The organism is Cellulomonas sp. JZ18, assembly GCF_009720485.1.
Taxonomy (GTDB): Bacteria; Actinomycetota; Actinomycetes; order Actinomycetales; family Cellulomonadaceae; genus Cellulomonas.
On record NZ_CP045245.1, the window covers coordinates 1,746,519 to 1,766,053 of the forward strand.

At 77.3% G+C, this 19,535-nt stretch carries 17 protein-coding genes and 1 pseudogene; 15 read left to right on the forward strand and 3 right to left on the reverse strand.

Features of this window, described 5'->3' with window-relative positions:
* Nucleotides 1–10: 10 nt before the first annotated feature.
* Nucleotides 11–475 carry an SCO7613 C-terminal domain-containing membrane protein gene (locus GC089_RS18420; protein WP_196250867.1) on the reverse strand — a complete coding sequence of 155 codons (465 nt, stop codon included), beginning with the start codon at nt 473–475 and terminating at the stop codon, nt 11–13.
* Nucleotides 472–4,176: a hypothetical protein gene (locus GC089_RS07975; RefSeq protein ID WP_155377244.1), complete on the reverse strand. Its 3,705-nt coding sequence runs from the start codon at nt 4,174–4,176 to the stop codon at nt 472–474. The genes GC089_RS18420 and GC089_RS07975 overlap by 4 nt, the downstream gene beginning before the upstream one ends.
* A gap of 734 nt (nt 4,177–4,910) precedes the next feature.
* Between GC089_RS07975 and GC089_RS07980 the strand changes: the two genes are divergently transcribed.
* The 6 genes from GC089_RS07980 (at nt 4,911) to hisF (ending at nt 9,849) form a co-directional block, all read left to right on the forward strand.
* Nucleotides 4,911–5,102: a ubiquitin-like protein Pup gene (locus GC089_RS07980; protein ID WP_155377245.1), complete on the forward strand. Its 192-nt coding sequence runs from the start codon at nt 4,911–4,913 to the stop codon at nt 5,100–5,102.
* A 6-nt stretch (nt 5,103–5,108) separates the two neighbouring features.
* Nucleotides 5,109–5,951, forward strand: a complete 843-nt coding sequence (prcB, locus tag GC089_RS07985; RefSeq protein ID WP_155377246.1) for a proteasome subunit beta — start codon at nt 5,109–5,111, stop codon at nt 5,949–5,951.
* Nucleotides 5,948–6,652, forward strand: coding sequence for a proteasome subunit alpha (gene prcA / locus GC089_RS07990; protein WP_155377247.1), 705 nt, complete (start codon nt 5,948–5,950; stop codon nt 6,650–6,652). The genes prcB and prcA overlap by 4 nt, the downstream gene beginning before the upstream one ends.
* A 58-nt stretch (nt 6,653–6,710) precedes the next feature.
* Complete coding sequence (pafA, locus tag GC089_RS07995; protein ID WP_155377248.1) at nt 6,711–8,072, forward strand: Pup--protein ligase; 1,362 nt, start codon at nt 6,711–6,713, stop codon at nt 8,070–8,072.
* A gap of 128 nt (nt 8,073–8,200) precedes the next feature.
* Nucleotides 8,201–9,082, forward strand: a complete 882-nt coding sequence (locus GC089_RS08000) for an FKBP-type peptidyl-prolyl cis-trans isomerase (RefSeq protein WP_155377249.1) — start codon at nt 8,201–8,203, stop codon at nt 9,080–9,082.
* Entirely contained in the window at nt 9,079–9,849 is a 771-nt protein-coding gene (gene hisF / locus GC089_RS08005) for an imidazole glycerol phosphate synthase subunit HisF (RefSeq protein ID WP_155377250.1), read from the forward strand. Before GC089_RS08000 ends, hisF begins: the two co-directional genes overlap by 4 nt.
* A gap of 24 nt (nt 9,850–9,873) precedes the next feature.
* Here hisF and GC089_RS08010 read toward each other — a convergent pair whose 3' ends face one another.
* A complete protein-coding gene (locus tag GC089_RS08010; protein WP_155377251.1) occupies nt 9,874–10,521 on the reverse strand; it encodes a TIGR03085 family metal-binding protein in 648 nt (215 codons plus the stop codon).
* A 175-nt stretch (nt 10,522–10,696) separates the two neighbouring features.
* On the opposite strand from GC089_RS08010, the pseudogene GC089_RS08015 reads away from it, so the two are divergent.
* The 9 genes and pseudogenes from GC089_RS08015 (at nt 10,697) to GC089_RS08055 (ending at nt 19,467) form a co-directional block, all read left to right on the forward strand.
* Nucleotides 10,697–12,579, forward strand: a pseudogene (locus GC089_RS08015) (ABC transporter ATP-binding protein).
* Nucleotides 12,576–14,396: an ABC transporter ATP-binding protein gene (locus GC089_RS08020; RefSeq protein ID WP_155377252.1), complete on the forward strand. Its 1,821-nt coding sequence runs from the start codon at nt 12,576–12,578 to the stop codon at nt 14,394–14,396. The pseudogene GC089_RS08015 and the gene GC089_RS08020 overlap by 4 nt, the downstream one beginning before the upstream one ends.
* 52 nt (nt 14,397–14,448) lie before the next feature.
* On the forward strand, nt 14,449–14,889 hold the full coding sequence (hisI, locus tag GC089_RS08025; RefSeq protein ID WP_230685143.1) for a phosphoribosyl-AMP cyclohydrolase: 441 nt from the start codon (nt 14,449–14,451) through the stop codon (nt 14,887–14,889).
* Nucleotides 14,886–16,463 carry an anthranilate synthase component I gene (locus GC089_RS08030; protein ID WP_155377253.1) on the forward strand — a complete coding sequence of 526 codons (1,578 nt, stop codon included), beginning with the start codon at nt 14,886–14,888 and terminating at the stop codon, nt 16,461–16,463. The genes hisI and GC089_RS08030 overlap by 4 nt, the downstream gene beginning before the upstream one ends.
* Entirely contained in the window at nt 16,460–17,092 is a 633-nt protein-coding gene (locus GC089_RS08035; protein ID WP_230685144.1) for a Trp biosynthesis-associated membrane protein, read from the forward strand. The genes GC089_RS08030 and GC089_RS08035 overlap by 4 nt, the downstream gene beginning before the upstream one ends.
* A gap of 117 nt (nt 17,093–17,209) precedes the next feature.
* On the forward strand, nt 17,210–17,515 hold the full coding sequence (locus GC089_RS08040) for an HGxxPAAW family protein (protein ID WP_155377254.1): 306 nt from the start codon (nt 17,210–17,212) through the stop codon (nt 17,513–17,515).
* A gap of 76 nt (nt 17,516–17,591) precedes the next feature.
* Nucleotides 17,592–18,269: a DUF4190 domain-containing protein gene (locus GC089_RS19730; protein ID WP_155377255.1), complete on the forward strand. Its 678-nt coding sequence runs from the start codon at nt 17,592–17,594 to the stop codon at nt 18,267–18,269.
* 5 nt (nt 18,270–18,274) lie between these two features.
* Nucleotides 18,275–18,721, forward strand: coding sequence for a DUF2752 domain-containing protein (locus tag GC089_RS08050; protein WP_155377256.1), 447 nt, complete (start codon nt 18,275–18,277; stop codon nt 18,719–18,721).
* Nucleotides 18,722–18,741: 20 nt separating this feature from the next.
* Nucleotides 18,742–19,467: a DUF4190 domain-containing protein gene (locus GC089_RS08055; protein WP_155377257.1), complete on the forward strand. Its 726-nt coding sequence runs from the start codon at nt 18,742–18,744 to the stop codon at nt 19,465–19,467.
* The last annotated feature ends 68 nt before the right edge of the window (nt 19,468–19,535 follow it).

Consider the following 19,535-nt stretch of genomic DNA (forward strand, 5'->3'; position numbering starts at 1 on the left):
GCCCCGGCCGTCAGCGCATCGCGGCCACCACCCGCACGGCCTCGCGCGCCTGGCGCACCCGTCGCTCGTAGGTGAGCCCGAGGCCGAGGACGGCCGCACCGCCGACGCCGAGCAGCACCCAGCCGTCGACCCGGGTGAGCGCGCCGGCCGCAACGGGCGTGAGCAGCACGGCCGCGCTGGTGAGCGCGGCCGCCGCCCCGAGGAGCAGCGGCGCCTGCAGGCGTCGCACCGCGCCGGCGACCGTGGCCGCGAGGGCGAGGAGCAGGGCCGTGACGGCCCGCGCCGGCGTCGGCAGGGCGAGCAGCGCGACGACGGGCACCCCGAGCGTGACCGCGAGCGGCACGCCGAGGGAGGACCACGAGCCGGCGCCGGGCACCCGGGCGAGGCGTCGGGTGCCGAGCGCCACGGTGAGCAGAGCCACGGCGACCAGCGGCACCTCGGCCGGCTCCGGACCGTCCCGCAGCGCGGTGGTCACCGCGGCGACCACCGCCACCGCCGTGCCGATCGTCTCGTCGCCACGCCGGGCGCCCGTCCACGCCAGCACCCCGGCGGCGGCCAGGACGGCCAGCGCACGCGCCGCCCCGGGCGCCGTGCCGTCCACGGCGAGCAGCACCGGGACGGCGGCGACGACGAGCGCCAGCGCGACAGGGGCGGGGAACCGGGCGGTCGCCGGCGCGTCCTCGAGCCCCGCGCCCCGTGCCGTGCCCGGCGCGGCCACGGCCCGTGCCGCCGCGACCGCCGCACCCGCGGCGACGGCCGGCAGGTCCACCACGAGGACGTGCGGCGCGCGGCCCACGGCTGCCCCCACCGACGCCGCCCACGGCCCGAGCACCACGAGCGCGGCGGCCGATCCGGCGAGCACGCGGGCGACGGTGTCGGGGGAGGCGCTCGCGCGTGCTGCGGGCGCGCCGGCCGGCAGCGACGGCGCCGGCCGGTCCGGCAGGGGCCGGCGGACGCGCGGGCCGCGGCCGCGAGGACGAGCAGGAGGGCGGCGACGAGCAGCCACGCCGCCGGGCGCAGCACCCCGCTCCGGACCGCGAGCGTCGGCACGAGCGCGACCACCGCCAGCACCGGCCACGCCACGGCTGCGGCCCCCCGGCGCCGCACCGCCTGCGCCGACGCCGCGCCCGCGAGGAGGGCGACCCCGACGGCGGGTGCGTCCGCCAGCGGGGCGGGCAGCACGGCCGGTGCGACGAGCGCGACGGCCGCGGCCAGGGCGAGGCCGAGGTCGGCGAGGCGCGGGGCACGCGACCGCGCCTGGGCGTGCGGCCACGCGCCGCTCCCGACGCGGCGTCCGGTCCCGGCACCCGCGCAGACCGCCGCGACCGCGAGGAGGCCGAGCACGACCAGCCGCGCGCCGGCGACGGCGCCGTCGCCGCTCGTCCCGACGCGGACGGCGAGCAGGACCGGCAGCGCCACGACGGCCAGCACGAGCCACGGTCCGACCACGGTGCTGACGGCGCGCGCCCGTGGCCACGTCCGGTGCGCCACGACTGTCGCACCGGCGAGGAGCGCCCCCGCTGCGAGCGCCCACGGCTCGACGAGGTCCGCGAGTCGGTCGGGAGCCGGCGCGGCGCCCGCCGCGACCAGCACGGCACGCCGTGCGGGTCCGAGCACCGCCAGCAGGGCGGCGGCCCCGGCGAGGACAGCGGCGGTGCGACCGCGCTCGTCGTCGGGAGCGTCCGCGCGCCCGGCGAGCACCGCGCCCGCCACCAGCACGGTCGCCGCGAGCGCCGCCGTCACCGTCGCCCGGTCGACCCAGCGGTCGCCGAGCACGAGCACGGCGGGCAGCAGCGCCGTCGGCAGGCCGACCAGCGCCGTGCCGCCGGCCACGAGCGGGGCCGCGCCCGGGGCCGACCGGCGCAGCCGGGCGGCGCCGACGGCGACGAGCGCGAGCCCCGGCGGCACGACGTACGGCTCGGCGGGGACCGGACCGCTGCTCGTCAGCGCCGCGCACCACGCCGCGGTGCCCAGTCCCCACGCCAGCCACCAGGCCGGCCGCCGGTCGCGCTGCACGGCCCAGCCGGCCGCCGCGGCGGCACCCGCCGCGAGCGCCGCCACCGTGGCACCGGCGCCCACGGCCGTGGCGGCGAGCGTGCCGCAGGCGAGCACGAGCCAGCCCGCTGCTTCTGCCGCGACCCGGGCGGGACCGCCAGCGCGTGCCGCGGCCAGGTGGGCGGTGAGCACGGAGGCGGCGCCGAGCGCGACGACCGCGAGCACCGCGCCGCCGGGCGCCGCCCCGCCGAGCGCTCCGTGCACGGTCGCGACCGTGAGGGCCGCGACCGGTGCCGCCGCCGCGGCACCGGCCACCACGGAGGTGGGTCCCGCCCCGCTGACGTCGCGGAGCAGCGCCACGACCAGCAGCAGGGCGGCGGCGGCCGCGACGAGCGCGGCGACGAGGGCCGGCGTGTCCGCTCCGCCGCGCACGGGTGCCGCGCCCGCCCACGCGAGCAGGACCAGCACGGCGGCGACGACGACCGCCGACCGGCGCTCGGGCGCCGCGACGGAGGCGCGCGCCGCACGGGCGAGCAGGGCGAGGGTGGTGAGCGCGACCGTCGCCGACGCCCCGACCGCGGGAGCCAGCTGCAGCGCGACACCGGCCGCGGTCCCGGCGGTCGCGACGAGGACCGCCGCCGTGACGGTGGACACCGCGCCGGCCGACGCCCGTCGGCTCCAGGTGCGGGCGTGGAGCGCGACGGCGGCGGCGAGGAGGAGCGCGGCCGCGGACGTAGGTGCGGACGTGGCGCCGGCGAGCACGGCGGTCACTGCCGCGGCCGCGGTGCCCGTGCTCGCGGTGCCGCGCCACCTCGCGGTGGAGGACCGCACGACCACCCACGCGGCGGCGACGACGGCGAGACCCGCGACCGCCACCGCACCGCGCTGCACGACGCCGGCCGCGACGTGGTCGGCGACGACGAGGACCGGGGTCGCCACCGCCGCGAGCACCGCGGCCGTGCCGCGCACGACCGGCACGGCGTGCCCCCGACCGGGGACGGCGGGGCGGGCGAGCCGAGGGGTGAGCAGGGCGGCCGCCGCGAGGGCGAGGGCGGCCGTGACCACTGCGGCGAGGGGCGCCGGACCGGTCGCGGTCGGAGCGGCGAGCCGGAGGAGGAGCACGAGTGCCACCCACGCCGCCGTGCCGCCGGCGGTCGTCGCCGCCACGACCCGCACGCCGTCGAGCAGCGGCCGGCGGACGCCGGGCCGGACCACCGCGGGCAGCGCGAGCACGGCGACGAGAGCGGTGACGAGCACGGCCAGCGCAGCGGTGTGCCACGTCGTGGCCCCGTCCGCTCCGGTCGCGCGCGAGGTCGCCGCGCCCGCGGCGGCGACGGTGAGGGCGGCGGTCGCACCCGAGGCGGACCACCAGGCCGTCGTCGCGCCGGCCGTGCGCGGCGCGGGGTGCGCGGGGGCGGCCTGCACGGGGACAGCTCCGACGGGACCGGCGCCGGTGGGGTCGACGCGTGCGGGGTCGGCGCCGGCGGGCTCGGCCCCGGCCGGCGGGACCTGCGCCTGGCGCGTCGCCACGACGGCCTGGAGGGTCAGCACGACGCACGCCGCGACGAGCGCGCCGACGGCCTGCCACGCGGGGACGCCGAGGACGGACCGGACGACGGCGGCGCCGGCCGCCACGACCACCGCGGCCGCGACGGTCACCCAGGCCGCGACGCCCAGCACCGCGCGCTCGGCCCGCAGCCGGCGCGCCGTCCCGGCGCGCGCGAGCGTGAGTGCCGCGGAGGCGACGAGCAGCAGCGCGGCCGGCTCCGGTTGACCGGCGTGCGGGAGCCACACGAGCGGGACGAGCGGCAGCAGCACGGCGGCCGCGACGGTCCCCGCGCGCACCCGGGCGGCGAGCCCCCAGCCGGCCAGCAGGGCGGCGCAGACGAGGAGCGACGTGGTCGCCTGGCCGGCGCCCTCGCCGACGACGACCACGCCGGTCGCGCGCAACGCCCACGCGTCGAGCAGCAGGAGGGCCGCGGCCAGGGCGCCGACCGCCTCGGCGCCCTGGGGCAGCCCCCGCGCGCGCAGCAGCGCGGCGAGACCGAAGACGACCAGCGTCACCGTGCCGACGGCGGCTGCGCGGGCACCGAGGGTGAGCACGTCCCAGGCGAAGACGAGGAAGGTGACGCAGGCCGCGACGAGCAGCGAGGCGCCGACGACCTGGAGCACGGTCTGCACCCGCCAGGGCGTGCGGCCGGGTCCGGGCGCCGGGGCCGGTGCTGCGGCGGGCGGGGCGGCCCGGGGACGGCCGCACCGCGGCCGGGAGCGCCGGGCGCGGCGTGCCCGGCGGCGTGCGTCGCCGCGACGACCGGTGGCACGAGGGGCCCGGCGGACGGCCGGGGGAGCGCCGGGGGACCGGGGCGTGGGCGGTCGTCGGTCCGCCGGCCGGCCCGGCCGGGAGCGGGACGGTGGCGGCCGGCGCGGCCACGGGGGCGTGGGGTGCGGGAGCCGGCCCGACGGGGACGGCGCCGACCGCCGCCGCGTCGACCGCGTCGACCCGTGCGCGGGACGCCTGCACCCCGTGCGCTCCCGCCGCCCGCATCCCGTCGATGCGGGCCGCACGCCGGCGCAGGGCCTCCGCGGCCGCGAGGCTGTCCTGCCACAGCGCGCCGGCACCGGGCGCGGTCACGTCGAGCCCGCAGGCCCCGCACCGCGCTCCCGTGAGCGCGGCGGTGCACGCGGGGCAGCGCGTCGTGTCGAGCAGCGCCTGCAGCGTGCGGTCGTAGAGGGAGGCCGGTGCCGGTGGTGCCATGGCGCGGATCGTCCCACCCCGCGCCGGTGCGCCGTGGACGCCCGTCCACAGGCCGGGCGGCCACGGGTCCGCGGGCGCTCGCTGCCCGGTGACGGAGGATGGGCCTAGGGTGGGTCAGGCGGGCGCGCGGGACGCGTCGGCCCGGAGGACGGAGGTCACCATGGCTGGTCAGGAACACGTCAGGCGCCGCGAGGACGACGAGCCGGTCGACGAGCCGGGTACGCCCGCTCCGGCTCCCGCCGCTCAGGACCGCGACGCCGAGGTCGACGCGCTCCTCGAGGAGATCGACGACGTGCTGGAGTCGAACGCCGAGCAGTTCGTGCGCGGCTTCGTGCAGAAGGGCGGTCAGTGAGCGCCGATGACGTCGTCCGCCTCGTCCACGTCCGGCCGGCTGCCGGACGCCTTCACCACCCCCGGTACGTCGTCCTTCGTCGAGTTCCTCGCCGGCTACGCGCCGGAGCTGCTGCCGGGCCGGCGGTCGCTGCCGGCGGGTGAGGTGAACGCGCCGCACGGGACGACGATCGTCGCGCTGACGTTCGACGGCGGCATGGTCATGGCCGGCGACCGGCGGGCCACGATGGGCTCGGCCATCGCGAGCCGGCACATCGAGAAGGTGTTCCCCGCCGACGAGTTCTCCGCCGTCGGCATCGCGGGCACGGCGGGTCTGGCGATCGAGCTCGTCCGGCTGTTCCAGCTCGAGCTCGAGCACTACGAGAAGATCGAGGGCAGCCTGCTCTCGCTCGACGGCAAGGCGAACCGCCTGGCCACGATGATCCGCAGCAACCTGGGGCTCGCGCTGCAGGGCCTCGCGGTCGTCCCGCTGTTCGGCGGCTACGACCTGGACCGCGGCGTGGGGCGGCTCTTCTCCTACGACGTCACGGGTGGGCGCTACGAGGAGCAGGATCACCACGCGGTCGGCTCGGGCTCGGTCTTCGCGCGCGGCTCGCTGAAGAAGCGGTGGCGTCCCGGCCTGGACGCGGCCGGAGCGGTCCGGGTCGCGGTGGAGGCGCTCGTCGACGCGGCGGACGACGACTCGGCCACCGGGGGTCCGGACCGCGTGCGCCGGATCTGGCCGGTCGTCGCCACGGTCACGCAGTCGGGGTACCTGCGGGTCCCCGACGCCGAGCTCGAGGCGGTCGCGGAGGCCATCGAGACGGAGCGCCGCGTCGGCGGCGTCGGTGCCGGGGAGGGCGACCGATGAGCATGCCGTTCTACGTCTCGCCCGAGCAGCTGATGAAGGACCGGGCGGACTACGCGCGCAAGGGCATCGCCCGCGGCCGCTCGGTGGTGGTCCTGCAGTACGACGACGGGATCGCCTTCGCGACCGAGAACCCGTCGCGCGCGCTGCACAAGATCTCGGAGATCTACGACCGCATCGCGTTCGCGGCGGTCGGCAAGTACAACGAGTTCGAGAACCTGCGCGTCGCCGGCGTGCGCTACGCCGACCTGCGCGGGTACTCGTACGACCGCGTCGACGTCACGGCCCGCGGGCTCGCCAACGCGTACGCCCAGACGCTCGGCACGGTGTTCACCACCGAGTCCAAGCCTCTCGAGGTCGAGCTCGTCGTGGTGGAGGTCGGCCGCGAGCCGGCCGGTGACCAGATCTACCGCCTCTCCTACGACGGCTCGGTCACGGACGAGCACGGCTGGGTGGTCATGGGCGGCCAGGCGGACCGGCTCGCGGGCGTGCTGGGCGGCGAGTGGCGCCCGGGGATGACGCTGGCCGAGGTGCTCGGGCTCGCGGTGCGCGTGCTCGGGTCGGCCGGGGACGACGGCGAGCAGCGGACGCTCGGGGCGGCGCAGCTGGAGGTCGCGGTCCTCGACCGCACGCGCCCGCGGCGGGCGTTCCGGCGGCTCACGGGGGCCCTGCTCGAGGACGTGCTCGGGGCGACGGCGGTCTGAGCGGGCCCGTGCGGCGTCCGCGCCCGCGGCGCCGCACGGCGAGGAACGGGAGGCACGCATGGACAGGCGGATCTTCGGGCTGGAGACCGAGTACGGCGTGACGTGCGCGGCGCAGGACGGCCGCGGGCTGTCGGCGGACGAGGTCGCGCGCTACCTCTTCCGCAAGGTCGTCGCGTGGGGACGCTCGTCCAACGTGTTCCTGCGCAACGGCTCGCGCCTCTACCTCGACGTCGGCTCGCACCCGGAGTACGCGACCGCGGAGTGCGACGACTGGCGCCAGCTGGTCACGCACGACCGGGCCGGCGAGCGGATCCTCGAGGGGCTGGTCGAGGACGCGCAGCAGCGGCTCGAGCACGAGGGGCTGCCGGGGCGCATCCACCTGTTCAAGAACAACACGGACTCGGCCGGCAACTCCTACGGCTGCCACGAGAACTACCTCGTGCGCCGGCAGGGGGACTTCTCACGGCTGTCCGACGTGCTCGTGCCGTTCCTCATCACGCGCCAGGTCCTGACCGGTGCGGGCAAGGTGCTCGTGACGCCGCGCGGTGCCGTCTACTGCCTGTCGCAGCGCGCGGACCACATCTGGGAGGCGGTCTCGAGCGCGACCACGCGGTCGCGGCCCATCATCAACACCCGCGACGAGCCGCACGCCGACGCCGAGCACTACCGCCGGCTGCACGTGATCGTCGGCGACTCCTCCATGGCCGAGACGACGACGCTGCTCAAGGTGGCGTCCACCGACCTCGTGCTGCGTCTCGTCGAGTCCGGCGTCCCGCTGCGCGACATGACGCTCGAGAACCCGATCCGCGCGATCCGCGAGATCAGCCACGACATGAGCGGGCAGCAGCCGGTGACGCTCGCCTCGGGTCGCACCGTGACGGCGATCGACCTGCAGGAGGAGTACCTGGCCCGCGTGTCGGACCTGGTCGACGCGGAGGTCGGGCCGTCGCCGGAGACCAAGCAGGTCCTCGACCTGTGGGAGCGCGGGCTGCGTGCGCTGCGCACGGGTGACCTGTCCCTGGTCGACCGGGAGCTCGACTGGGCGATCAAGTGGTCGATGATCGAGCGGTACCGCGCCAAGCACGACCTGCCGCTCGGCGACGTGCGCGTGCAGCGGCTCGACCTGGCGTACCACGACATCTCCCGCACCGAGGGGCTGTACAACCTCCTCGCCGCGCGCGGCCTCGTCGAGCGCGTGACCACGGACCTCGACGTCTTCGAGGCCACCGCGGTCCCGCCGCAGACGACACGTGCCAAGCTGCGCGGCGACTTCGTGCGGGCCGCGCAGGACGCGCGGCGCGACTACACGGTCGACTGGGTCCACCTCAAGCTCAACGACCAGGCGCAGCGGACAGTGCTCTGCAAGGACCCGTTCCGCAGCGTCGACGAGCGCGTCGACCGGCTCATCGAGTCGATGTGACCGGGCACCGGTGACCGGCGCGCTCGTCGCACGTCCACCGGCACGTACAGTGACCCGCGCACCCGCCCCGGCGTGTGCGCCCCGACGCCTGCGCGCCGGGGGAGAGGACCGGACCGAGAGGACACGACGTGGCGCGAGTGCCGGCACACCGCCGGGTGGCGCTCCTGGCCGTCCTGACGCTGCTGCTCGCGGCCTGCGGCAGCACGCCGACGACCACCGACCCCGAGGTGACGGTGACGGGCCAGCCCGGTGCCGCCCCCACGGTCACCTACCTGACGCCCCTGACGGTCGACGAGACGTACCGCGAGACCGTCTGGCCGGGCACGGGTGCCGAGCTCGTCGAGGGTGCGCCGGTCCTCATCGACTTCTGGCTCGAGAACGCGACGGACGCGAGCCTGGTCAAGGAGAGCTACTCGACGAGCCCGACGCCGCGGCCCCTCACCGAGGAGGACCTCGGCACGGACCTGTACGAGACGCTGCGCGGCCAGCGCGTCGGCGCGCGCCTGCTGCAGGTCGCCCCGGCGGGGCAGGGTGCCGACTACCCGACCGTCACCGTCCTCGACGTCCTGCCCACGCGCGCCGTGGGCGAGCCCGTGACGCCGAACCCGGCGCTGCCCGCGGTCACGCTCGCGGAGGACGGCTCGCCGAGCATCACGCCGACCGGCACCCCGCCGCCCGCGGACCTCGTCGTGCAGCCGCTCGTGCGCGGGACCGGCCCCCAGGTCGCCTCGGGCGACGTCATCACCGTGCACTACAGCGGCTTCGCGTGGGACACGGGCGACCTGTTCGACGCGTCGTGGGAGCGGGTGCTGCCGGTCTCGTTCCTGCTGTCCGACGTGCAGGCCTGGGCGGAGGGGCTCGTGGACCAGCCCGCGGGCAGCCAGGTGATGCTCGTGGTCCCGCCCACCTACCCGCTCGGCGTGACCGACGCCGAGGAGCTGGCGGGGCAGACGGTCGTGTTCGTGATCGACATCCTGGCGACGGGTGCGCCGGCGGAGGTGACCCGATGAGCCTGGCCCTGCGGGTGATCCCGTGCCTCGACGTCGACGCGGGACGCGTCGTCAAGGGCGTGAACTTCGCGAACCTGCGCGACGCGGGCGACCCCGTCGAGCTCGCACGGCGCTACGACGCGGAGGGCGCGGACGAGATCACGTTCCTCGACGTGTCGGCGTCCTCGTCGGACCGCTCGACGACGTACGACGTGGTGCGCCGGACGGCGGAGGAGGTGTTCGTCCCGCTCACGGTCGGGGGTGGCGTCCGCTCGGCGGACGACGTCGACCGGCTGCTGCGCGCCGGCGCGGACAAGGTCGGCGTGAACACCGCCGCCATCGCACGGCCCGAGCTGATCACCGAGATCGCAGGACGGTTCGGCTCGCAGGTGCTGGTGCTGTCGGTCGACGCGCGTCGCGTGACGGACGGGACGGCGACGGACTCGGGCTACGAGGTCACCACGCACGGCGGCCGGCGCGGCACCGGCATCGACGCGGTCGCGTGGGCGCGGCGCGCGGTCGAGCTCGGCGTCGGCGAGGTCCTGCTCAACTCGATGGACGCGGACGGGACCACCGCCGGGTTCGACCTCGAGATGATCCGGGACGTGCGCGCCGTCGTGCCGGTGCCGCTCATCGCGTCGGGCGGTGCGGGCACGGTGGAGCACTTCGTCGAGGTCGCCCGCACGGGCGTCGACGCGGTCCTCGCGGCCAGCGTCTTCCACTTCGGCACCCTGACGGTCGGCGAGGTCAAGGACGCGTTGCGGGGCGCGGGCGTCGAGGTCCGCTGACGCGACGGGTCGGGCGGTGGGGCGTCAGGGCCCGGTGAGCAGCTCGCGCACCGCCGCGACGTCGGCCGGCGCACCCTCGAGCCGCACGTCGGCCGCCTGCAGACGGCCCGACACGGCGAGCACCAGCTCACCGACGTCGCCGCGCGCGACGACGGTGCCGTGCCCGGCACGCGCGCGGTGCACCGCCGAGCGGACGTCGTCGGGACGCACCAGCACGAGGCCGGGACCGAGCCGGCGCAGGCGGACCGGCGCCATGCGCAGCAGCTGACGCCAGAGCAGGTCGCGCAGGCCGTCGGGCAGGTCGCGCGGGGGCACCGGGCCCGCGCCGCGGCGCAGGTCCTCGGTGTGGATGAAGTACTCGGACGCGTTGACCGCGTCACCGGCCCACGACAGCGGGCTCCAGCGCGCCGGCGGGGCCGCGAACGCGTCGACGAGCGCCGCGTACGCCGCGGGGCCGTCGACGTCCTCGGCGAGCCGCTGCACCGCGGCCTCGGGCCCGCGGGTGGCGGCGGTCCCGACCGCGCCGACGCCCGCACGCGGCGCCCTCTCGCGCAGCACGAGGTGCGCGGCGAGGTGGCGGGCCTGCCACCCCGCGCACAGGGTGGGTGCGTCGAAGGGGGTGGCGCGCAGCGTGTCGGCCAGCCATGCGCGCTCGGTCTCGTGCCAGGTCATGGCACGGATCGTGCCACGCGCGCCGGCTCCGGGCGCACCCGCGACCCCGTGAGAGGATGGCGAGGCCCCCGTCCTGCAGGAGTGTGAGATCCCCGTGCCCACGCGCGCCCAGTCGACACCCGCGGCGCTCCAGGGCTCGACCGTCCGGCGGTCCGCGGCCCTCGTGTGGCGCGGCATGCGGTCCCAGCCGCGCACGTACGTCCTCGCGGTGGCGACCTCGGCGGTGTTCGGCGCCGCCACGGTCGGCGTGAGCCGCGTGCTCGCATGGGCCACCGACGACGTCGTCGTCCCCGCCGTCGCCGGCTCGGAGCAGGCGCGCGAGCGCATCGGTCTCGCCGGTCTCGTCATGGTCCTGGTCGCGCTGACGCTGGCCGTCGCGGTCGCGGGGCGTCGCATCTTCGCCGGCATCGGCGTCGCGGACCTGCAGGCCGACCACCGTCGCGCCGTGACGCGCCAGTACCTGCGCCTGCCGATGTCGTGGCACCGGCGCCACCCCACGGGGCAGCTGCTGTCCAACGCGGGCTCGGACGTCGAGGCCGCGACCGGCGTGTTCAACCCGCTGCCGTTCGCCCTGGGCGTCGTCGTGATGATCGTCGTCGCCGCCGTGGCCCTGCTGCGCACCGACGTGTGGCTCGCGCTGGCCGCGCTGGTGGTCCTGCCGCTCGCGGTGGTCGCGAACCTCGTCTTCCAGCGCCGCATGACGCCCGCCATCACCCGCGCGCAGCAGCTGCGCGCGGAGGTCGCCGACATCGCGCACGAGAGCTTCGAGGCGGCCTCGCTCGTCAAGTCCCTCGGCACCGAGGACCGGGAGGAGGCGCGCTTCGGCGAGCGCGCCCGCCGGCTGCGGGACGCCAACGTGCGGGTCGGCGTGGTGCGTGCGGTCTTCGACCCGGTGATCGACCTGCTGCCGAACCTCGGCACGCTGCTCGTGCTGCTCGTCGGCACGCAGCGTGTCGCCTCCGGCGCCATCGGCACGGGCGACGTCGTCGGGGCCGCCTACCTGCTCACGCTGCTGGCGGTGCCGGTGCGCGCGTTCGGCTGGGTGCTGGGGGAGCTGCCGCGCGGCCTCGTCGGCCACGACCGGATCGCCCGCGTGCTCGACGCGCGGGGCGCCCCGGCCGACGACGGCGTGCACCTGCCGCGCGGGGCCGGCGGTGCGGACGTGCGCCTGCGCAGCGTGACGCTGCACGTGCCCACCGCGGACGGGGAGGCGGCGCTGCTGCACGACGTCGACCTGCACGTGCCGGCCGGCCGGACGCTCGCGGTGGTCGGGCCGACCGGCTCCGGGAAGTCGACGCTGGTCGGGCTCGTGCCGCGCCTGGCGGACCCCTCGGCCGGGGCGGTCGAGGTCGACGGCCGCGACGTGCGCACGCTCGCGGCCGCGGACCTGGCCGCGCAGGTCGCGTACGTCAGCCAGTCGACGTTCGTCTTCGAGGACACGGTGCGCGGCAACGTCACGCTCGCGGACGCGGACGACCCCGCGGCCCCCTCCGACGAGGAGGTCTGGGCGGCGCTGCGCACCGCGCACGTCGACGACGTCGTGCGCGCGCTGCCCGGCGGCCTCGACGCCCCGCTCGGCGAGCGCGGTGCCAACCTGTCCGGCGGTCAGCGCCAGCGGCTGGCCCTGGCGCGGGCGCTCGTGCGCCGCCCCGCGTGCTCGTGCTGGACGACGCCACGTCGGCGGTCGACCCGCGGGTCGAGCGCGCGATCCTCACGGGTCTGCGCGGCGACGGCGACGGCCAGGTGCCGACCGTGCTGCTCGTGGCGTACCGGATGTCGTCGGTGCTGCTGGCCGACGAGGTGCTGCACCTGGACGGCGGGCGCGTCGTCGACCGCGGGACGCACGCGGAGCTCCTCGCCCGCGACCCGGGGTACGCCGCGCTCGCGACGGCGTACGAGCAGGAGACCGCGCGGCGCCTGCGGGAGCGGGCCGACGCCCGCGCGGTGGAGGAGGCGGACGACGGCACCGACGACGACGCGCCCGGTGCCGGGACGGCGCAGCAGGCCGCCGGCACCGACCGCGTCGACGACGCGCGGACCGGGGGAGGTCGACGATGAGCGGGACGGCACCCGGGCCCCAGGCCCGCACGGACGCGCGCATGGCGCCCGCGAGCACGCTCGGCGTCCTCGCGACGCTGCGGCGCGGCGTCCAGGTCTCGCCCGAGCTGCTGCACGGGCTCGTCGGCACCCTCGGGCTGGCGCTGCTCGCCGCCCTCGCGCGCGTGCTCGTGCCGGCGACGGTCCAGCAGACGGTCGACACCGGCATCCTCGGCGCGGCCGGACCCGACGTCGGGCGCGTCGCCCTCCTGGTCGGCCTCGCCGCGGCGGGTCTGCTCGTCGGCGCCGCCTGCTCGGCCGCGGTCAACGTGCGGCTCTTCCGGTCGAGCGAGAGCGGCCTGCTCACGCTGCGCACGCGGGCGTTCCGGCACGTCCACGACCTGTCGGTGCTCACGCAGGGCAGCGAGCGCCGCGGCTCCCTCGTGTCCCGCGTCACGTCCGACGTCGACACGATCTCGATGTTCGTGCAGTGGGGCGGCATCATGCTGCTCGTCTCGCTGCTGCAGATCCTCGTCGCGACCGTGCTCATGGCCGTGTACTCGTGGCAGCTCACGCTGCTGGTGTGGCTGTGCTTCGTGCCGCTGCTCGTGCTCCTGCCGCGCATGCAGAAGGGCGTCAACGCCCGTTACGGCCGGGTGCGCGAGCGGTACGGCGCGATGCTGGGCGCCGTGTCGGAGGCCGTCGTCGGCGCCGAGACCATCCGGGCGTACGGCGTGGCGGCGCGGACCCAGCGCCGCATCGACGCGGCCGTGCGGGGGACCCGCGACGCGATGGTGCGCGCGCAGAACCTCGTCGCCGTGGTGTTCTCCTCGGGGGTGCTCACGGCGAACCTCGTGCTGGCCGCCGTCGTGGTCGCCGGCACGTGGCTCGGCGTGCTCGGCGAGCTCACCGTCGGTCGCGTCCTGGCCTTCCTCTTCCTCGTGCAGCTGTTCACGGGACCGGTGCAGATGGCCACGGAGATCCTGAACGAGCTGCAGAACGCCGTCGCCGGCTGGCGGCGCGTGCTCGGGGTCCTCGAGACGCCGGTGGACGTCGCCGACCCCGGCGAGGAGGGCCGGCCCAGCCCGCGCGGTCCGGCGGCGCTGACGTTCGAGGGCGTGGGGTACGCCTACCCGGACGGGCCGCCCGTGCTGCGGGACGTGACGCTCGACGTCCCGGCCGGCACCGGCGTGGCCGTGGTCGGCGCGACCGGCTCCGGGAAGACCACGCTCGCCAAGCTGGTGGCCAGGTTCATGGACCCGACGACCGGCACGGTGCGCCTGGACGGCGTGGACCTGCGGGACGTGCGGGGCGCGGACCTGCGCCGGCGTGTCGTGCTCGTCCCGCAGGAGGGGTTCCTCTTCGACGGGACCATCGCCGAGAACGTCGCCTACGGGCTGCGGACCCCGGGGCCGGACGCCGCCGAGCGCGTGCGGGAGGCCGTCGTCGAGCTCGGCCTCGACGCGTGGGTGGACGAGCTGCCGTACGGGCTGGACACCCCGGTGGGCCAGCGCGGCGAGCTGCTGTCCGCGGGGGAGCGCCAGCTCGTGGCGCTCGCGCGCGCCAGGCTCGCGGACGGCGACCTGCTGCTGCTGGACGAGGCGACCTCGGCCGTCGACCCGGTCGCCGAGGTGCGCATCGCACGGGCGCTGCGCGAGCTCGCCCGCGGGCGGACGACGCTGACGATCGCGCACCGGCTGTCGACGGCCGAGGCGGCCGACCTCGTCGTCGTGGTGCACGCCGGCGAGGTCGTCGAGGTCGGGGACCACGCGACGCTCGTCGACGCCGGGGGCCACTACGCCGCGATGCACGCGGCGTGGGTCGCGCAGACCCGCTGAGCGGCGCCGGACGCGGCACGGGCCGCGCGCGGGCTCGTGGCAGGATCGTCGGGTGCCCGACGCCTCCCCGTCCGTCCCGAGCCCCCGCCCCAGCGGCCTCGACCCCGCGATCGCCGCGCGCCTGCGCCGCGACGCGTCCGGCCTGGTCGCCGCGATCGTGCAGCAGCACGACACCCGTGACGTGCTCATGCTCGGCTGGATGGACGACGAGGCGCTGCACCGCACCCTGACGACCGGTCGTGTCACGTTCTGGAGCCGGTCCCGCCAGGAGTACTGGCGCAAGGGCGACACGTCCGGCCACGTGCAGCACGTGCGGTCCGTCGCGCTCGACTGCGACGGCGACGCCCTGCTCGTCACCGTCGACCAGGTCGGCGCCGCGTGCCACACCGGCACCCGCACGTGCTTCGAGGCGGGCGGCCCGTTGCCCGTCACCGTCCCGACCGAGGCCGGTGCGCAGGCACCGGCAGAGCCCGTCGAAGGAGACGCCCCGTGACCCAGCCGTCCGTCACCGCCGCACCGCGTGCGACCGCCACGGACCTGCCCTGGGGTGCCACGTGGCCGTCGCTCGAGGACTTCCGCGAGCTGGCCGCGACGCGGCGCGTCGTGCCGGTCGTGCGCCGTCTGCTGGCCGACGACGTCACGCCGGTCGGTCTCTACCGCACGCTCGCCGGTGGCCGGCCCGGGACGTTCGTGCTCGAGTCCGCCGAGTCCGACGGGACGTGGGGGCGCTGGTCCTTCGTGGGCGTCGCCTCGCGTGCCGCACTGTCCGTGCGGGAGGGCCGGGCGGCCTGGACGGGCGACGTGCCGGTCGGGGTGCCGACGGAGGGACCGGTGCTGGACGTCCTGAGCCGCACGCTCGACGTGCTGCGCACGCCGTCGGTCCCGGGTCTGCCGCCGCTCACCGGCGGGCTCGTGGGGATGCTCGGCTGGGACGTCGTGCGGCAGTGGGAGCCGACCCTGCCGGCCCGGGCCCCCGAGGAGCTCGGCGTCCCGGAGGTCGCGCTCCTGCTGGCCACGGACCTGGCGGCGGTCGACCACGCCTCGGGGTCGGTGTGGCTGGTGGCCAACGCCATCAACTTCGACGCGACGGACGAGCGCGTCGACGAGGCGTGGGCGGACGCGGTCGCGCGCCTGGACGCGATGCAGGACGCCCTGCGCCGTCCCGCGCCCCCGGCGACCTCGGTGCTGGACCCCGCGCTGCCCGAACCGGAGCTGGAGTTCCGCAGCACCCGGGCGGAGTTCGAGGACGCCGTGCGTCGCGGGCAGGAGGCCATCCGCGACGGCGAGGTGTTCCAGGTCGTCCTCTCGCAGCGGCTCGACCTGGACTGCCCGGCCGAGCCGGTGGACGTCTACCGCGTCCTGCGCACGATCAACCCGAGCCCCTACATGTACCTGCTGGCGCTCCAGGACACCGACGGGCGGGACTTCGCCGTCGTCGGGTCGAGCCCGGAGACGCTCGTGAAGGTGAGCGACGGGCACGTGACGACGTTCCCGATCGCGGGCTCCCGCCCCCGCGGGGCGACCCCGGAGGAGGACCGCGCCCTGCAGGACGAGGTCCTCGCCGACCCCAAGGAGCGCGCCGAGCACATCATGCTCGTCGACCTCTCGCGCAACGACCTCGTGAAGGTCTGCGAGCCGACGAGCGTCGAGGTCGTCGAGTTCATGGCGGTCAAGCGGTTCTCGCACATCATGCACATCTGCTCGACCGTGGTGGGCCGGCTGCGGCAGGGTGCCACCGCCCTGGAGACGCTCGTGGCGACGTTCCCGGCCGGGACGCTGTCCGGTGCGCCGAAGCCGCGGGCGATCGCGCTGATCGACGAGATCGAGCCGGCCCGGCGCGGCGTGTACGGCGGCACGGTCGGCTACTTCGACTTCGCGGGGGACATGGACATGGCGATCGCGATCCGCACGGCGCTGCTGCGCGACGGCCGGGCGAGCGTCCAGGCCGGCGGCGGGATCGTCGCGGACTCCGTCCCCGCCGACGAGTACGCCGAGTCGCGGAACAAGGCGGCGGCCGCGGTGCGTGCGGTGCAGGTCGCCGCGCGTCTGCGCCGCGTCGCACCGTGACGTCCGGTCCCGTGCCGCCCGACGACCGCGGCGCCCCGTCGGGCCGGGACGGGGCGCCGGCGCGCCGGGCCCGGCGCGGTCGCTGGGCCGTGCTGGTCCTCGTCGCGGCCGCCGCGACGGGTGCGGTCGCCGCCCCCACGTGGGTGACGGCGCACGTGAGGACCGCCATCGAGGGCGACGTCGCGGTCGCGGTGCCGGGCTCGCAGGTCGCGCCGCAGGTGGTCGCCGGCGCGCTCGTCCTGCTCGCGTCGGCCGCCGCGCTCGCGCTCGTCGGCCGGGTGGGGCGCACGGTGGTCGGCGTCGTCGTCGCCGCCTGCGGTGCGCTCGTGGCCGCCGCCGGCGTGGCGGTGCTGCGGGGCCCGGGGGCCGCCGCGGCCGCCGAGGTCGCCGCGCGCACCGGCGTCGAGCCCGCCGCGCTCGACGCACAGGCCGGCGCGATGCCCGCCGCGTCCGCCGCGCTGGGCGTGCTCGTCGTCCTGCTGGGGCTCGGGCTCGCGCGCGCGCCGGGCGCGTGGTCGTCCGCCTCGCGGCGGCACGAGGCGCCCGGTGCGGCCGGCGACCGGGCGGGCACCGAGGACGACGGGCGCTCCGACTGGGACGCGCTGAGCCGCGGGGACGACCCCTCCTGATCGCGCCGCCCCACGGCGGCCCGTGCCGCCCCGCCCTTCCCCACCCCCTGTGACCAGCGCGTGCACCCCCGTCGACTCGGCTAGGGTGGACGCGAACCGAGCATGAAGGACGTACCCATGGCCGACCACTCCCTGGCCCATCGCGCGCAGCACCCCACGACGACCGAGACGGTGCACCTGCCCCCGCGCACACCGCCGACCAACCACGGCAAGACGCTCGCCGCCTGGACGACGACGTGGACGGTCGTCCTCGGTGCGGTCGTCGCCGCGGTCGGTGTGGCGCTCGCCCTCGGCTGGCTCTTCTGGGTGGGTGCGGCCGTCATCGTGCTCGGCCTCGTCCTCGGCAAGGTCCTGCAGGTGCTGGGCCACGGCCAGGGCGGCGCCGCCACGCGCGCTCGCGAGCAGCGCCGCGGCGGTCACTGACCCGACCGGCGGGCACGCGCCCGCCCGGTCCGACGCAGGCGTGCGCCAGCACGCCTCCTGACGCAGGGAGAGCTGCATGTCGAGCCCGAACGAGCCGCGCGACCCGTACGCCCCGGACGACGAGCCCCGTGCCAGCGGTGCGGGTGACGCCCAGCCCACCCCCGGCGTCGGCGAGACGCCGTCCGGCGGCGAGGCCCCGCGGTACCCGGCGGGCACGAGCCCGGACGCACCGGCGGCCCCCGCGCAGGGACAGCCCCCCGCGTACGGGCAGCCCGGCGACGCGTCCGGCGGTCAGCCCCCGGCCTACCCGCAGGCACCCGCGTACGGCCAGGCGCCCGGCTACGGTCAGGCACCGAGCTACGGCGACGCGCCCGCGTACGGGCAGGCGGGGCAGGACGCCGCGCAGCAGGGCTGGGGGGACCAGCCGGCCGCGGGGTCGACGCGCCGCAACGCCCTCGGCATCTGGTCGCTCGTGCTCGGCATCCTGTCGATCGTGCTGTGCTGCGTCGGGTGGCTGCCCGGCATCCCCGCCGTGATCCTCGGGTTCCTGGGCCGCAGCGCGGCGTCCCGTGGTGAGGCGACGAACCGCGGCATCGCCCTGGCGGGCATCATCCTCGGTGCGATCGGCCTCGTCATCGGCCTGTACTGGCTCATCAGCTTCGTCGCGACGATGGCGGAGTACGGCGGCTGGAACGGCTTCACCGAGTACCTGCAGGACGAGATCGAGCGTCAGCAGCAGCTGCAGACGCCCTGACCCGCATGAGCTCCGTCGCGCACGCCCCGGCGACCCGCCACCGCGCGGGTCGCCGGGGCGTGCTGCTGCCCCTGGCGGTGGCGGCGGTCGGCGCGGGGGCGGCGGCGCTGCTCATGGTCCGCTCGCCGTACGAGCCGCTGTCGTACGGCATCTGCCCCTCGGTCCTGCTGCTCGGGGTGGACTGCCCCGGTTGCGGCGGGCTGCGTGCGACCCACGACCTCCTGACGGGCGACGTCGCCGGCGCCTGGGCCGCGAACCCGCTGTGGGTCGTCGTCGCGCCCCTGCTCGTCGCCGCGTGGGCGCTGTGGACGTGGCGCCGCTGGCGGGGCGTGCCCGCCGGGACGCCCCCGGCCTGGGTCGCCTGGACGCTGCTCGTCGTCGTCGTGCTCTTCGGCGTGCTGCGGAACGTGCCGGCGCTGGCACCGTTCCTCGGCCCCGCCCCCCTCACCTGACCCTGCCCCCGGAGGCCCCCGTGTCCGAGTCCCGTGCCGACGACCCGGCGCGTCGCGCCCACGACGTGCGTCCCTACGGCCAGGAGGCGCCGTACGGTCCGCCCGGCGCGGACGCGCGCGGTGGTGGGGCACCCGGTGGTGGCGCGCCCGGCGGGGGCCCCGACGGGCCGGCGGGGCGGGCAGGGTCCGGGGCACCCGAGAGCACCGCGCCGACCGGCGGTGCGGCGTGGACGACGCCGGGCGACGCCCAGCCGGGCGCCCCGTACCAGCAGAGCGCTCCGTACCAGCAGAGCGCTCCGTACCAGCAGAGCGCTCCGTACCAGCAGAGCGCTCCGGGGCAGCAGGGCGCTGCGTACGCCACGGGCGGCGCCCAGGGGCCGGGCGGGACCTACCCGGCCGGCGGCGCGTACCCCGCGGGCGGCGCGCCCTACCCGGCGCCGGGCTACTGGCCCCGCAACGACCTCGGCGTCTGGTCCCTGGTGCTCGCGCTCGCCGGCATCGTGCTCGCCTGCGGCTTCGTCACGGGCATCCCGGCGGTCATCGTCGGGCAGAACGCCCGCCGCGCCGTCGCACGCGGCGAGGCGAACAACGACGGCGTCGCCCTCGCGGGGGTGATCCTCGGCTGGGTCGCGATCGGCCTGGGCGTGCTCATGGTCGCCGCCCTGGTGCTGTCGTTCCTCGTGCCGCTCGTGTTCCTCGGCGTGACGCTGCCCTGGGCGACCGAGATGTCGGGCAGCAGCTGGTGAGGGCGGGCGGCGCGGTCCCACGGACCGGGCCGTGGACGGCTGTGGTGCAGCGCACGTCTAGCATGACC